The 14,731-nt window shown below is 72.3% G+C and carries 13 protein-coding genes; 5 read left to right on the forward strand and 8 right to left on the reverse strand.

The genetic code is table 11. The features are described 5' to 3' along the window. Positions 1–3: 3 nt before the first annotated feature. Positions 4–1,455, reverse strand: coding sequence for an ethanolamine permease (eat, locus tag KRAD_RS02855; RefSeq protein WP_011981737.1), 1,452 nt, complete (start codon positions 1,453–1,455; stop codon positions 4–6). A 206-nt stretch (positions 1,456–1,661) separates the two neighbouring features. Here eat and KRAD_RS02860 point away from each other — a divergent pair, with 206 nt between their 5' ends. From KRAD_RS02860 to KRAD_RS27415, 5 genes are read left to right on the forward strand one after another with little or no spacing between them, the layout of a single operon-like run. Then, entirely contained in the window at positions 1,662–3,044 is a 1,383-nt protein-coding gene (locus KRAD_RS02860; protein ID WP_238985696.1) for a glutamine synthetase family protein, read from the forward strand. Then, the gene (locus KRAD_RS02865; protein ID WP_011981739.1) at positions 3,025–3,783 is read left to right on the forward strand and encodes a gamma-glutamyl-gamma-aminobutyrate hydrolase family protein; all 759 of its coding nucleotides are present in this window, start codon (positions 3,025–3,027) and stop codon (positions 3,781–3,783) included. The genes KRAD_RS02860 and KRAD_RS02865 overlap by 20 nt, the downstream gene beginning before the upstream one ends. Continuing rightward, positions 3,780–5,174 (forward strand): aldehyde dehydrogenase family protein, encoded by a 1,395-nt coding sequence (locus tag KRAD_RS02870; RefSeq protein ID WP_011981740.1) that lies wholly within the window; start codon positions 3,780–3,782, stop codon positions 5,172–5,174. Before KRAD_RS02865 ends, KRAD_RS02870 begins: the two co-directional genes overlap by 4 nt. A 51-nt stretch (positions 5,175–5,225) precedes the next feature. Further along, positions 5,226–6,023, forward strand: coding sequence for a 3-oxoacyl-ACP reductase (locus KRAD_RS02875; protein WP_011981741.1), 798 nt, complete (start codon positions 5,226–5,228; stop codon positions 6,021–6,023). Continuing rightward, complete coding sequence (locus tag KRAD_RS27415) at positions 6,020–6,775, forward strand: FadR/GntR family transcriptional regulator (RefSeq protein WP_011981742.1); 756 nt, start codon at positions 6,020–6,022, stop codon at positions 6,773–6,775. Before KRAD_RS02875 ends, KRAD_RS27415 begins: the two co-directional genes overlap by 4 nt. Here KRAD_RS27415 and KRAD_RS02885 read toward each other — a convergent pair. The 7 genes from KRAD_RS02885 to KRAD_RS02915 form a co-directional block, all read right to left on the reverse strand. Further along, a complete protein-coding gene (locus tag KRAD_RS02885) occupies positions 6,768–8,519 on the reverse strand; it encodes a SpoIIE family protein phosphatase (RefSeq protein WP_011981743.1) in 1,752 nt (583 codons plus the stop codon). The two genes, KRAD_RS27415 and KRAD_RS02885, sit on opposite strands and share 8 nt — an antisense overlap. A 157-nt stretch (positions 8,520–8,676) precedes the next feature. Next, positions 8,677–9,231, reverse strand: coding sequence for a Uma2 family endonuclease (locus tag KRAD_RS02890; RefSeq protein WP_011981744.1), 555 nt, complete (start codon positions 9,229–9,231; stop codon positions 8,677–8,679). 48 nt (positions 9,232–9,279) lie between these two features. Further along, positions 9,280–9,831 carry a glycosyltransferase family protein gene (locus KRAD_RS02895; RefSeq protein ID WP_011981745.1) on the reverse strand — a complete coding sequence of 184 codons (552 nt, stop codon included), beginning with the start codon at positions 9,829–9,831 and terminating at the stop codon, positions 9,280–9,282. 439 nt (positions 9,832–10,270) lie between these two features. Further along, positions 10,271–10,633: a hypothetical protein gene (locus tag KRAD_RS02900; RefSeq protein ID WP_011981746.1), complete on the reverse strand. Its 363-nt coding sequence runs from the start codon at positions 10,631–10,633 to the stop codon at positions 10,271–10,273. Then, on the reverse strand, positions 10,630–11,046 hold the full coding sequence (gene fliS / locus KRAD_RS02905; RefSeq protein ID WP_011981747.1) for a flagellar export chaperone FliS: 417 nt from the start codon (positions 11,044–11,046) through the stop codon (positions 10,630–10,632). The genes KRAD_RS02900 and fliS overlap by 4 nt, the downstream gene beginning before the upstream one ends. Positions 11,047–11,248: 202 nt before the next feature. Then, positions 11,249–12,820 carry a flagellar filament capping protein FliD gene (gene fliD, locus KRAD_RS02910; protein ID WP_011981748.1) on the reverse strand — a complete coding sequence of 524 codons (1,572 nt, stop codon included), beginning with the start codon at positions 12,818–12,820 and terminating at the stop codon, positions 11,249–11,251. Between the two features lie 128 nt (positions 12,821–12,948). Further along, positions 12,949–14,538 (reverse strand): flagellin N-terminal helical domain-containing protein, encoded by a 1,590-nt coding sequence (locus KRAD_RS02915; protein ID WP_011981749.1) that lies wholly within the window; start codon positions 14,536–14,538, stop codon positions 12,949–12,951. Positions 14,539–14,731: the final 193 nt, after the last annotated feature.

A 14,731-nucleotide genomic window follows, 5' to 3' on the forward strand; every position in this document is an offset into this window, starting at 1 on the left:
CGTTCACTTCAGCCCCGCCTCGGCGGCCTGCACCGCGGCGAACTCCTCCTCCGGGGCGCTGGCCACGAGGTGGTGGCGGGAGTGGAACCAGAAGTAGGCGAGGAACGCGACGAACACGGCGGCGGTGATGCCCGCGGCCAGCTCGTCCACGAAGAACGTCGCGACGACGGCCGTCGCGGACAGCACGAGGGCGATCCCGGTGGTGACGACCCCGCCGGGGGTGCGGTACGGACGTTCCAGGTCCGGTTCCCGGCGGCGCAGCACGATGTGGGAGAGGTTCATCAGGACGTAGGACACCGTCGCCCCGAACACCGCGATGTTGATGAGCAGCGCCCCGTTCCCGGTGATCGCGGCCAGGGCGAAACCGATGGTGGCGGGGACGACGAGCGCGACGTAGGGCGTCTTGCGCCGGCCCGTCACCGACATCCACCGCGGCAGGTACCCGGCGCGGGACAGGGCGAACAGCTGCCGGGAGTAGGCGTAGACGATGGAGAAGAAGCTCGCCACCAGCCCGGCCAGGCCCACCCAGTTCACGACGGTGGCGAGGACGCTGTCCCCGCCGGCGGCGATGCGCGCCGCCTCCGGCAGGGGGTTCCCGGAGGCCTGCATGGCTGAGGAGCCCGCCGCGCCCGGGGCGAGCAGAAGCACCGCGGCGCCGAACACCAGCAGGATCAGCATCGCGGCGATGATGCCGCGCGGCATGTCGCGGCGGGGGTCGCGCGCCTCCTCCGCGGCCAGCGGGACGCCCTCGACGGCGAGGAAGAACCAGATCCCGTAGACGAAGGCGGCGAGGACCCCGGCGTAGCCGAAGGGCAGGAACGAGGAGGAACCGGCGGAGCCGTCGGGGGCGATGTCGAAGAGGTTGGACCACTGGAAGTGCCCGACCATCCCCACGGCCCAGGCGACCAGGGCGACGACGGCCAGGGCGGTGATGCCGAAGATGACCTTCATCGCCTCCCCCACCCCCCACAGGTGGACGCCGACGAACACGACGTACGCGGCGAGGTAGATGGGCCACGGGTTCGCGTCGGTCATGAACCCCAGGGCCTGGACGTAGCCGCCGATGAACGTGGCGATGGCGGCCGGGGCGATGGCGTACTCGATGAGGATGGCGATGCCGGTGGCGTAGCCGCCGAGCGGGCCGAGGGCGCGGCGGGCGAACCCGTAGCCGGCGCCGGCCACCGGCAGCGAGGAGGACAGCTCCGCGAGCCCGAACACCATGCACGTGTACATGACGCCCATCAGCACGAAGGCGATGAGCAGCCCGCCCCAGCCGCCCTCGGCGAGGCCGAGGTTCCAGCCGGAGAAGTCCCCGGAGATGACGTAGGCCACCCCCAGGCCCGCCAGCAGCACCCAGCCGGCGGCGCCGCGCTTGAGCTGGCGCTGCTGCAGGTACTCGACGGACACGTCGTCGTAGCCGACGCGGGACGGGGTGGAGCTTCGTTGCGCGCTCATGCGGACCTCCGAGGCCAGGTGGTGCCCGAGGTGGAGCAAATGGATCGCCGTTGATCCTTTTCCGGATGGACGCCGAGCATGCCGGGTGCGGGCGGTGCCGTCAACGGTCTTGACAGCCGTCCGGGCGGGGCACTTCGATGCTCGAAATGGTTCGCCAGCGGACCATCCGGGCCGGTCCGGCCCCGGCTGACCACGAGGAGGCCCCTGTGGGGCGCACCAGTACCGACGCGAGCACCGGCGCACCCCTGTCGCTGCAGGACCTGCGCCACGACATCACCTCCGGCCGGATCGACACCGTCCTCGTCGCCATGACCGACATGCAGGGTCGCCTGCAGGGCAAGCGCCTCACCGGGCGGTTCTTCCTCGACGAGGTCCTCGAGCACGGCACCGAGGGGTGCAACTACCTGCTCGGCGTCGACGTCGAGATGAACACCGTCGACGGCTACGAGATCACCTCCTGGTCGCGCGGCTACGGCGACCTCCTGCTGCGCCCGGACCTCTCCACCCTGCGCCGCATCCCGTGGCACCCGGCCACGGCGATGGTGCTGTGCGACGTGCTGCAGCTGGACGACGAGCCGGTGCGCCCCTCCCCCCGCCAGGTCCTGCGCGCCCAGCTCCAGCGGCTGGAGGGGCACGGCCTGCGCCCCCTGGTCGCCACCGAGCTGGAGTTCAACCTGCTGCGCGTCACCTACGAGGAGGCGCACGCCAACGGCTACCGCGACCTGCGGCCCGCCAGCACCCACAACATCGACTACTCCCTCCTCGGCACCGGCCGGGTGGAGCCGGTGCTGCGCCGGATCCGCAACGAGATGGACGGCGCGGGCCTCTACACCGAGTCCGCCAAGGGCGAGTGCAACCTCGGCCAGCAGGAGATCGGGTTCCGCTACGCCGACGCCCTCACCACCTGCGACCAGCACTCCGTCTTCAAGCTCGGCGCCAAGGAGATCGCCGCCCAGGAGGGCATGTCGGTGACGTTCATGGCGAAGCTGGACCAGCGGGAGGGGAACTCCTGCCACATCCACCTCAGCCTCACCGACCTCGACGGTTCCCCGGTCTTCGCCGCCGGCGCGGGTTCGGAGATGGCGCCGGTCATGCGCTCCTTCCTCGCCGGCCAGCTCGCGGCGCTGCGCGAGCTGACGCTGCTGCTGGCCCCGAACGTCAACAGCTACAAGCGCTTCGCCGACGGGTCCTTCGCCCCCACCGCCGTGGCGTGGGGCTACGACAACCGGACCTGCGCGCTGCGGGTGGTCGGCCGCGGGCCCTCGCTGCGCATGGAGAACCGCGTCCCCGGCGGGGACGCGAACCCCTACCTGGCCGTCTCCGCGCTCATCGCGGCCGGCCTGCACGGCATCGAGGAGGGCCTGGAGCTGGAGGAGGTGACCACCGGGAACGCCTACACCGGCGGCGCCCCCCGGGTGCCGACCACCCTGCTCGCCGCGGCGGAGCTCTTCGCCGGCTCCGCGCTGGCCCGGCGCGCCTTCGGCGACGACGTCGTGGACCACTACGCGCGCGCCGCGCACGTGGAGCTGGAGGCCTTCCAGACCGCCGTCACCGACTGGGAGCGCGCCCGTGGCTTCGAACGCCTCTGAGACCCGGCGGCCCCTCATCGGCCTCACGACCTACCTGGAACCGAGCCGGCACGGGGTGTGGGACGTGGTCTCGGCGCTGCTGCCCGCGGTGTACGTCGACGGCGTGCGCGCCGCGGGCGGGCGCCCGGTGCTGCTGCCGCCCTGCGAACCGGGGGGCACCGGCTGGTCCGACGCCGAGCTCGCCGACCTCGACGGCCTGGTCCTGACCGGCGGCGGCGACGTCGACCCCGCGCGCTACGGGCAGGTCCCGCTGAGCACCACCGGCACCCCGCACCCGGTGCGCGACGACCACGAGATCTCCCTCGTGCGCTCCGCCCTGCGCCTGGGCCTGCCGGTGCTGGGCATCTGCCGGGGGGCGCAGGTCCTCAACGTCGCCCTGGGCGGCACCCTGCACCAGCACCTGCCCGACGTCCTGGCCGGGCGCCGGCACCAGGGGGAACCCGCCGAGTTCACCACGACGCGGGTGCGCACCGAACCCGGCTCGCGGGTCCGGGACCTGCTCGGGGAGGAGACCACCGTGCACTGCTACCACCACCAGGCGGTGGACCGGCTCGCCGACGGCCTGCGCGTCGCGGCCCGCGCGGGCGACGGCACCGTGGAGGCGGTGGAGGGCGTCGACCCCGGCGCCGGTTTCCTGCTGGGGGTGCAGTGGCACCCGGAGGAGGACACCGGCGACCGCCGGCTCTTCGCGGCGGTCGTCGCCGCCGCCCGCGACGCCTCGGCGGCGGTGGCGCGGTGAGCGAGCAGCACGAGGGCGGCACCCACGACGTCGTGGACCCCAGCACCGGGGTCGCGTTCACCACCGTGGAGATGGCCGGCACCGCCGCGGTGGACGCCGCCGTGGAGCGCGCCGCCGCGGCCTTCCCCGCCTGGCGCGACGTCGCCCCCGCCGACCGGGCCCGGCTGCTGCGCCGCGTCGCCGCGGCGGTGGACGCCGACCTGGACCACCTCGCGGACCTGGAGGTGCGCGAGGCCGGTCACCCCACCGCCAACGCGCGCTGGGAGGCGGGGAACCTGCGCGACGTGCTGGAGTACTCCGCCGCGGCCGTGGAGCGCCACCTCGGCGACCAGATCCCGGTGGCCGGCGGCATCGACGTCACCTTCCACGAACCCCTCGGCGTGGTCGGGGTCATCACCCCGTGGAACTTCCCGATGCCCATCGCGGGCTGGAGCGTCGGCCCGGCCCTGGCCGCGGGGAACACCGTCGTCCTGAAACCCGCCGAGCTCACCCCCCTGACGTCGCTGCGGTTCGCGGAACTGGCGCGGGAGGCGGGTCTGCCCGAGGGCGTCCTGCAGGTGCTGCCCGGGCGGGGCGACGTCGCCGGGCAGCGGCTCGTGGAGCACCCCGCGGTCCGCAAGCTCGTCTTCACCGGTTCCACCGCCGTCGGGCGCGGGGTGATGGCCGGCGCCGCCCGCCACGTCAAGCGCGTCACCCTGGAACTGGGCGGCAAGAGCGCCAACATCGTCTTCGCCGACTCCGACCTCGAGCGCGCGGCGGCCACGGCGCCGGACGGGGTCTTCGACAACGCCGGGCAGGACTGCTGCGCCCGGTCCCGGATCCTGGTGCAGCGCAGCGTCCACGACCGCTTCCTGGAACTCCTGGAACCCGCGGTGAAGGGCGTCCGGGTGGCCGACCCGCGCTCCCCCGACGCGCAGATGGGCCCGCTGATCTCCGCCGCCCAGCGCGAGCGGGTGGCGGGTTTCCTCACCGAGGAGTCCCTCGGGGCCAGCGCGGAGGTGGCGTTCACCGGCACCGCCCCGGAGGGGGCGGGGTTCTGGTTCCGGCCGACGGTCGTGCTCGCCCCGGACCCCCGGGTGCGCGTGGCCACCGAGGAGGTGTTCGGTCCGGTCGTCACCGTCACGCCCTTCGACGACGAGGCCGACGCCGTCCGGATCGCCAACGACTCCCGCTACGGCCTCTCGGGGTCGATCTGGACCCGCGACCTCGGCCGCGCGCTGCGGGTCAGCCGCGCGGTGGAGGCGGGGAACCTCTCGGTGAACTCCCACTCCTCGGTGCGCTACGGCACGCCCTTCGGCGGGGTGAAGGAGTCCGGCCTGGGCCGGGAACTGGGCCCGCACGCCCTGGACGCCTTCACCGACGTCAAGAACGTCTTCATCTCCACCACCTGATCCGCTCCCCCGATTCGTTCCACCCGAACCGCTCCCCCGAGAGGCTGCCCCGTGACGACCGCCAGCACCCAGGAAGCCCCCACCTCCCGCCGGCTGCCCGGCCGGGTCGCCGTCGTCACCGGCGGCGGCAGCGGCATCGGCCTGGCCACGGTCCGGCGGCTGGCTTCCGAGGGGGCCCACGTCGTCGTCGCCGACGTCGACGCCACCGCCGGGGAGGCCGCCGCGGCCGAGGTGGGGGGCCTCTTCGTGGGCACCGACGTCACCGACGCCGTGCAGGTGGAGGAGCTGTTCGCCACCGCGCACCGCACCTACGGTTCCGTCGACGTCGCCTTCAACAACGCCGGGATCTCCCCGCCCGAGGACGACTCCATCCTCACCACCGGCCTCGAGGCGTGGCAGCGGGTGCAGGAGGTCAACCTGACGTCGGTGTACCTGTGCTGCAAGGCGGCCCTGCCCTACATGCGGGCCCAGGGCCGCGGTTCCATCGTCAACACCGCCTCGTTCGTCGCGGTGATGGGCTCGGCGACCTCGCAGATCTCCTACACCGCCTCCAAGGGCGGGGTGCTGGCGCTGAGCCGGGAGCTCGGGGTGCAGTTCGCCCGCGACGGGGTCCGCGTCAACGCGCTCTGCCCCGGTCCGGTGAACACCCCGCTGCTGCGGGAGCTGTTCGCCGCCGACCCCGAGCGCGCCGCGCGCCGGCTCGTCCACGTCCCCGTGGGCCGCTTCGCCGAACCGGAGGAGCTGGCCGCCGCGGTGGCCTTCCTGGCCAGCGACGACTCCTCCTTCATCACGGCGTCCACGTTCCTCGTCGACGGCGGGATCTCCAGCGCCTACGTGACGCCGTTGTGACGGCGGCCGCGCGCAGCGGTCCCGGCGCGGCGGCCACCGTCCCGCCGGGGCCGCCGCGCGCGGACCCCGTGGTGCTGCGCCCGCTGCGCACCGGCAACGCGTTCGAGGAGACCGTGGAGCGGCTGCTGCAGACGATCCGCCTCGGCCTGGTCCCCCCGGGCCAGCGCCTGCCCGCGGAGCGCGACCTCGCCACCCGCCTCGGGGTCTCGCGGGCCACGCTGCGCGAGGCTCTCGCCGCCCTGCACGCGGCGGGCTGGGTGGAGGTGCGCCGCGGCCGCAGCGGCGGCACCTTCGTGCGCGAGGGGGCGCCGGTCCCGGGGGCGGGGCCGCTGCCCTCACCCACCGAGGTCGAGGACGTCCTCGTCCTGCGCCGGGTCGTGGAGGTGGGGGCGGTGGAGGTCGCCGCCCAGCGGTCGCTGAGCGCCGCCCAGCGCCGGGAGCTGGACACCCACCTGCGCCTGGCCGAGGCGGCCCCGGCCGAGGACTACCGCCGTTGCGACTCCCGCCTGCACCTGGCCCTGGCCGAGGCCAGCGGCTCACCCTCGCTGGTCGCGGTGGTCGCCGACGCGCGGACCCGCCTCAACGACCTGCTCGACCGCATCCCGCTGCTGGCGGCGAACCTGCAGCACTCCAACGTCCAGCACCGGCACATCGTGGACGCCGTGCTCGCGGCCGACCCCGCCCGGGCGCGCGCGGAGGCGCTGCGGCACGTGGAGGCCAGCGCCGCGCTGCTGCGCGGGTTCCTCAGCTGACCGGGCTCCCCGCGGTGGTCGCGGCGGGGCCGTCGAGGCGGACGGCGAGGACGGCGATGTCGTCGAGGCCGGTGGGGCGCATCCGGGCCAGCAGTTCCGGGCCCAGCCCGGGCAGGGGGGTCCCACCGAGGTCGGCGCCGACGCGCAGCAGCCGCGCCAGACCCGTGGTCAGCGACTCCCCGGGGTGCTCGACCAGGCCGTCGCTGTAGAGGACGAGCGTCGCGCCCGGCGCGAGGGGCAGGTCGGCGTCGGCGCGCGCGAGGTCGGCGACCCCGACCGGCAGGTCGACGACGTCGTCGAGGAGCCGGGCGGGGGCGCCGGGGGTCAGCAGCAGCGGCGGGGGGTGCCCCGCGCACGTCCAGCGCAGGTGCGCGCCCCCGGGGGTGGTGGTGAGGCGGGCGTAGACCAGGGTGGCCACGTCGTCGGGGGCGAAGCGCTGCACCACCCGGTCCAGCCGGGTGACCACCTCCGAGGCGGGGCCGATCCGGTCCCCGGCCAGGGCGCGCAGCTTGTGCCGGATCGCGCCCATGCGGGTCGCGGCGTGCAGGTCGTGCCCGGCGACGTCGCCGATGACGAGGCCGGTGCTGCCGTCGGGCAGGGCGAAGGCGTCGTACCAGTCGCCGCCGACCTGGGCGAGGTCGCTGGCGGGGCGGTAGAGCCCCGCGAGCTCCAGCGGGCCGATGCGTGGGGCGAGGTCCGGCAGCAGCGCGCGCTGCATCTGCTCCGCGCGGTGCACCTGGCGCCCCAGGACGCGGGTGGTGTCCAGCAGGGCGCCGGCGCGGGCGGCGAGGTCGGCGGTGAAGTCGAGGTCCTCCTGGCGGTAGGGGCGAGCGGTGTCGGTGCGGACCAGCGTGATCGCACCCAGGGTGCGCCCCCGCGCCCGCAGCGGTGCGGTGATCCCCTCCACCGCACCGAGGTCGCGCACCAGGTCGAGGCGCTCGGCGGCCAGGGCGTCCACCGCGACGGCCGGGACCACCCGGTGGTGGTGCAACGGGGCGCCGTGCAGCACCTGGGCCAATCCGCTGGTCATCCCCGGCCGCAGCGGCGGCAGCGGCCCGAGGCGCGCCGCGCCCGCGGCGTCGAGGGCGGGGTCGCGGTGGGTGAGCGCGACGCGTTCCAGGGCGGAGCCGTCCTCGGCCAGGACGTCGACGGTGACCCAGTCGGCGAGGACGGGGACGAGGAGGCGGGCCAGAGTGCGCAACCCGGTGACGACGTCGTCGCTGTCGCCCAGGGCGCGGGAGACGTCGGCGAGCAGGGCCAGGCGCACGTTGGCGGCCTCGAGGTCGGCCAGGCGCGCGCGCTGGCGGGACACCTCGGCGCCGTGGGCGCGGGCGTCGGAGAAGGTCAGGACGCCGCCGGTCAGGGTGTGCGCGAGCACGGTGGGCGCGAAGGCCCAGGTGACGACCAGCGCGGAGCCGTCCTCGCGCAGGAAGACGTCGTCCTCGCCCGCCGCGGGCCGCGCGGCGCGCAGCGCGGCCAGGATGGCGCACTCCTCCGCCGCGACCGCGTGCCCGTCGGCGTGCTGGTGGCGGACGCGGTCGTGCAGGGGGCGGCCGAGCAGTTCCGCCTCGCCGTAGCCGAGCAGGCGCTCCACGGAGGGCGTCATGGCCGTCACCGCGCCGTCGCGGTCCAGGGCGATCATGGCGACGGGGGCACCGCTGAACACCGAGGGCAGCAGCGCGGCATCGACGGCCACGCGGGTGTCACGGGTGTCGCCGGTGTCGCGCTCGCCGGCCCCGGTCACCGCTGGGCCCCGCGCCCGGTGCGGTCCGGCGACCCGAGCCCCGTCGGTCGCATCGTCCCTCCACCCGGTCCTCCCGCCGGCACCACCGTCGGTGACGAGCGAGGACCTACCGTACAAGGGCGCGGCGGCCCGGTGCGCGACGGCGCGCGCTCCCGGGTCAGCCCAGCAGCGCGTCGACGTCGACGCGGACCGTCGCCACCCCGAGGTCGAGGTCGACGACGTCGCCGCGGCCGTGGACGGCGGTCGGGGCGAACACCCCCTCCAGCACCACGTACGTGGTGAGGGTCTCCGCGCGCGGGTCGACGATCCAGTACCGGGGCAGGCCGGCCGCGGCGTACTTCGCCATCTTCCGCAGCAGGTCGTCCCCGCGGTTGGAGGACACGATCTCCACGACCAGCTCGGGGGTGCCCGTGAATCGGGCGCCCGAACCGGCGGCCGCTGTCGCCCGGTCGTAGACCATGACGTCGGGGATGAACTCGTCGCGCCCGGGCTTCCACGCCCACGCGGCGATCACCTCGTGCGAGGGCGGCAGGACCGCCTGCAGGGCGAAGGACAGCCGAAGCGCCACCTGCTGGTGCTGCTGCGTGGGACTGGGGCTCACGACGAGGCCCCCGTCGATGTACTCGGCACGCGGGTCCTCCGGAAGGCTCTCGTACTCCTCCCAGCTGAGGGACCGCCCCACGGTGAACAGGGACGTCGTCTGCTCGGTCACGGGACACCTCCTCCGGGTCGCGGACCAGCCTAGCCGCGCCGGCCGTCGTCAGACCCGGTCGAACACCCCGCGCTGACGCGGCACGCCGGCCGTCGTCGCCACCGGCTGGCACACCCGCAGCAGCGCGCTCGGCACCTCGGTCAGCTCCCCCTCCAGGGTCACCCCCGACGAGCCAGTGCGCAGCAACCGCGCCGAGCGGTGCGTCCCGCGCACCACGTCGTCCACCCGCACCGACATCGCCGGCACGTCCACGGCGTCGCTCAGCAGCTGCCGCAGCGCCTCCGGCGACGCCGTGACCCGCTCCCCCGCCAGCACGCACAGCGCCCAGTCCGCACCCACGTGCGCCATCGCCGCCTGCTGCGCCTTCTCCCGGTCCTCCGCCCAGAACCCCGACACCACCGTCACCGCCGGGTGCAGCGTCGCGTCGAAGGCCGCGCTCCCCGGCGCGAGGTGGTCGGCGGTGTCGTAGACCACGACCTCGTCGGCCACGTCGACCAGACCCCGCAGGTCGTGCTCCAGCGCCGGGGCCAGGGTCGCGGTGTCGCTCGCGCCCTGCAGCACGAGGCACGCCGCGATGGTGGTGCGGGAAGTGGGGGCCATGGTGATCTCCGTCGGTCGGCAGGGGGCGCTGGTCACACCCTTCCTCGGAGCATCGGGCGGCACCCTTGAAGAGTTACGCGTGTCACACTCTTTTTACACAGCGTTGACATCCGGGGTCCGTCGTTCGCCGGGCGGACACGTCCAGGGCGCTCGTGCTCTTGTGATCCGCAGGGCCCGCGCGGTGCCGCTGGGGATGACGGGTTCACTACCGTCGGGCAGTGACTGCACCGGCCGGACACCGGGGGCAGCTCTCAGCGCCGCCGGCAGGTCAGTCCCCGCCCCGGATCGGGACCGAGTGCCTGCCCCGCCCCCAGGACGGCGCCGCGTACAGCTGCGGAGCGACCGCCGGCTCCATCCGGCGCGGGCGGCCAGTGGCGAAAACGGAGGAGGGTGGGGTCCGGCCAGGTGGCCGGGCCCCACCCTCCGGGTGGTGCGACGTTCAGAGCGGTTTGTCGAAGAACACCGGGCGACGCTCCGCCCGTTCCATCTTGCCCAGCGCGCGGCGTTGGGCGCGCACCTGCACCAGCGCCTCGGCCAGACGTTCGCTGACCTCGAGGTGACGCTGCAGCAGCCGACGGGCCCGGTCGCTGAACTCCATCGGGATCGCCCCCTGCAGGCTGGGTGCGATCCAGTCCTGCGGGGTCAGCAGCTCCTCGGGAACGTCCTCCCCGCCCGCGTGCAGACGCGCGAGCAGTTCCTCGGCCGTGGTGACGTCGACCTCCACGTCGGCCAGGGCCGCACCCCACGCGTCGCGCCAGCGGTCTCCCGCGAGGCTCTCGACGGGGCCGACCGGATCGATCACAGCGCGGCGGGGGCTGCGCCGCCGGACAGGCTCTCCAACGCCGCCTGGCGCCACGCCTCGGCCAGCGGCTCGATCGTGTCGACGCGGACGGCGGCGGTGCGGTCCGCGTCCCCGGAGAGGTTGGCGGCGACGAGTTCCTGCACGATCCAGGTGTAGAGGGCCACCAGGCCTGGGCCACCCTCCCACTTCGACACGTCGAGGCTGACCTGCAGCTCGCGGACGATGTCCTGCGCGTGGATGAGGTTGGTGTGCGCGGTCTCGCGGTCGCCGGCGCGCTGGGCGTCCTCACCGCGCTGGAGGTCGAGCAGGAGCCGGTCGTAGAGCATGACGAGCAGCGCGGCGGGGCTCGCGGTGGCGAGGCTGTCGTTGAGATAGGCGTTGGCCTGGGCACGCCGGTGCATCATCGCGGTCATGTGGTGGTCCTCCGTGGTCGAGGTGTTTCCTGCTCCTCCATCGACCGCGGGACCGCCCATCCGAGGTTTCTCACCGGACCGACCGGGATGAATCCGGCCGGACGAGCCGGTGACGCTGCGTCACCCGAAACGTAGGAGGGTCGGGTGCAGCGCTCATGCGCTGCACCCGACCCTCCTGTCGCGCTGGTCTCCGGCTGAGAACTTACGAGCCGAGGTTGCTCAACTGGCCGGCCAGCCAGCTCGACTGGCTCTGGAGCTTGCCGAGCTGCACTTCCAGGGCACCGTAGTACTTCTGGTAGTACGCCTGCTTGTCCTTGAGCTTCACGTCCCAATCCGCGATGCGGTTCTTGAGGTCGGCGATCGAGATGTTCTGGTTGGTGATGATCTGGGTGATCGTCCCGTCCAGCGCCTTGAGGCCGATGGCCGTGTCCTCCTTGCGGCCGATGGCCTGGTCCACGACGTTCCTCAGGCGGGTGGCGATGCCGTCCTTGCCGTCGTCTGCGACGACGGTCTTGCCGTCGACAACGGTCGTGGACCGCTTGGCGACGAGGTCCTTCAGCCCGGTCGGGTCCTTCTCGTAGGCGGCGAGGAAGGATCCTTCCTTGAAGACGAGCTTGCCGTCCCTGGTGGACTCGACGCCGAACGAGGCCGCGGACGTGTTGATGCCCGTCGCGGTGATGTTGCCGGTGACGGCCTCGATGATCTGACTGCGCAGGGACCGCAGCGCGGGGTCACCACGCAGCGTGCCGCCGCCGGTGACGGAACCGTCGGCGCTTACCGACGCGGCCCGCGACTGCAAGGCCACGTCGTCGAGCGCGGCGTTGGCCGCGTCCACGAGTGCCTTCATCGAGGCAGCGACCGCGGCGCTGTTCGGAGCGACGGAGACCGTCGCCTTCTCCCTCTCCGTGGGCGCATCCGCCTTGAAGGGCGACTCCGCGGAGACCGTGAAGGACAGACCCGCGATGATGTCGGAGAAGGTGTTGGTCGGAGACGTCATCGGGTCACCGGTAGCCAGTAGGATGCTGGCGTCCTTCGACGAGGACGCGGTATATCCCGTACCGCCGGTTCGAGTCACGTCCTGGACGTTCAAATCGGCGAAGTCCTGGGCGTCGAAGCCGACCTCGCGAAGCTTCCCGTCGCGGCCGGTACTCGCGTTGCCGCCCACGCTGGGCACGATCTTGAAATCGCCCTCGCTGGCGCCGGTCTTCGTTGAGGTGATCTGCAACCGGTACTGCCCGTCTCCGACGCGGATCGCCACCGCCTTGATACCGAGGTCAGCAGCATCGTTGACAGCCTTGGCCACCGCCTCCAGGTCACCCGAACTGGGGGTGATCGTGACGAACTTGCCGTCGCTGCGCACCACGTCCAAGGGGGAACCCCCGAGTGCGCTGGTCAACTCAGCGCCCTTGTCGGCGGCCTTGGAGTTGAAGATCGCGCTGGTGACGGTTCTGCCGGCCGCCACCCCGGTGACCGAGAAGCTCACCGAACCCGCCGAAGCGGCCTCGGTGGTGCTGACGGCGACGGACTTGTCCGAGGACGTCGCCTTGGTGGGAGTCCAGGCCGTGGCCGCCTGGAGCTTGGTTGCAGCCTCCTGCACGGCCAGCATCTTGGAGCTAACCGACTGGTAGGCCGTGATCTTCAGCTGCGTCGAGCTGACGCTGCTCTTCAGCCGTGTCTGGGTGGCGGAGTCCACGGCGATGAGCGAGGAGATGATGCTGCTGGTCTGCAGGCCACTGACGAGGCCGTCGACGCTGGACGAAGAGATCGTGGACATCACGCCCCCTCCTTTCAGGTGTGTGGTGCTTGAGAACGCAGGAAGCGGGGGGGCACCGGGGTCACCGGTGCCCCCCCGCCTGGTGAGACCGGCCCGACTAGGGTCAGGCAGGCTCAGAGCTCAGCAGGTCAGCCGCGCAGCAGGGACAGGATGTTCTGCGAGGCGGAGTTCGCCTGCGCGAGCATGCTCGTGCCGGCCTGCGACAGAATCTGGTTCTTGGTGAACTTCGTCATCTCCTTCGCCATGTCGGTGTCGCGAATCGCGGACTCCGACGCGGTGATGTTCTCGATGGAGACGTTGAGGTTGTTCACCGCGTGCTCGAAGCGGTTCTGGATCGCACCGATCGAAGCACGCTGCGAGGAGATGCTGTCCAGAGCCTTGCTGATCTTGGTGATGGCCTCCGACGCGTTGACGCGCAGGTCGATGCTGGACGTGCCCAGAGCAGCGCTGCTGACCCCGGTGACACCCATCGTGATCGTCTCGCCAGCGTTTGCGCCGACCTGGAAGACGCCGGTGTTGCCCTTCTGGACCGTTGCGGAGCTAGTCAGACCCAGCGCGTTGGTAGTAGCCCCCAGGGTGAAGTCAGAACTGATGGAAGTAAGGGAGAGCTTGTAACCGGTTCCACCAGGAACGACGTCGTTCTTCATGACGACCTCGTCACCCTTGCCACCAGCAGCGATCAGAGCGCTGCTAATCTTGGCGTTGACGGCCGTCAAGAGGGCGTCCGCACTGGCGTGGTCGGCAGCGTCCAGAGTCACGTCGACACCAGTCGCAGGGCCGAACGATTCACCACTGGCAGTCTTCAAGTTGCGCAGGTTGAGGATGTTGTTTGCTGCAAGGTCTCGCGTGCTGACCTTGCCGTCGACGCCGGCACGGATTGCATCTCCGCCGGAGAGCGCCGACTGGCCACCACCGGGGGTGCGCGTACCGGCAGCAGGACCGGTGCCACCAGTCTGGGTCCAAGAGATTGTCACCAGCCCGGTTGCCTTGTCCACAGCCGCGGTCGCAGTGAGCGTGCCGTCGACCGCGGCGCTACCACCATCCGCAGTAAGCTGGGTTCGGGCGGCGGTCGTCAGGGCAGCCGCGTAAGCGTTGGCGTCCGCGAACTCCTGCTTGGCAGGCAAGTTGGTCGACGCGATGGTCAGCGTGGCGCTGGCGCCGTTGACGGAGACGGTGGTCAGGGCGGCAACGTCGTTGCGGTTAGTCACCGCCGCGGACCGGATCTCGATCGGGTTGCTAGCGCTGACCGCACGGGTGCTCGCGTCACCATCAACCTTGGCCGTCACACCGTAGGTGCCGTCGAGCAGCTTGGTGTTGCCGAAGGAGGTGGTGGTGGAGATGCGGTCAAGCTCAGCGTTGAGCTGGGTCAGCTCCTTCTGCGCAGCATCCTTGGCCAGAACGTCCTGCGAGCCGGCGTTGGCGGCCTGGGTGGCCAGGTCACGCATGCGCTGGAGGATGGAGGTGGAGACGCCGAGCGCGCCGTCTGCGGTCTGCGCGACGTTGACGCCGTCCTGGGCGTTACGGGCGGCCTGGGTCATGCCGTTGATCTGCGAGCGCAGACCCTCGGAGACGACCAGACCGGCGGCGTCGTCGGCAGCCTTGTTGATGCGGAAGCCGGACGACAGCTTTTCGAGCGAGCCGCTCATCGCCTTGTCGCTGGCCGCGAGGTTGCGGTAGCTGTTGACGGCGGCGATGTTGTTGTTGATGCGAAGACCCATGGTGACGATTCCTCCGTGATGTGGGGTCTGACGTGGTTCGTGTCTGCCCTCCGTGGCCTGACACTTCATTCATCGGCTCGTGGGCTCCGGACCTGAGCGGTTCATCCCGTGGCAAACGGGTGACCCTCTGCGATCATCCGCACCACGACCACCTGGAGTCCCTCCAGGCACGCTCGGTCGTGTTGAGCCCACC

Origin of the sequence: Kineococcus radiotolerans SRS30216 = ATCC BAA-149 (assembly GCF_000017305.1) — a bacterium.
GTDB lineage: Bacteria > Actinomycetota > Actinomycetes > Actinomycetales > Kineococcaceae > Kineococcus > Kineococcus radiotolerans.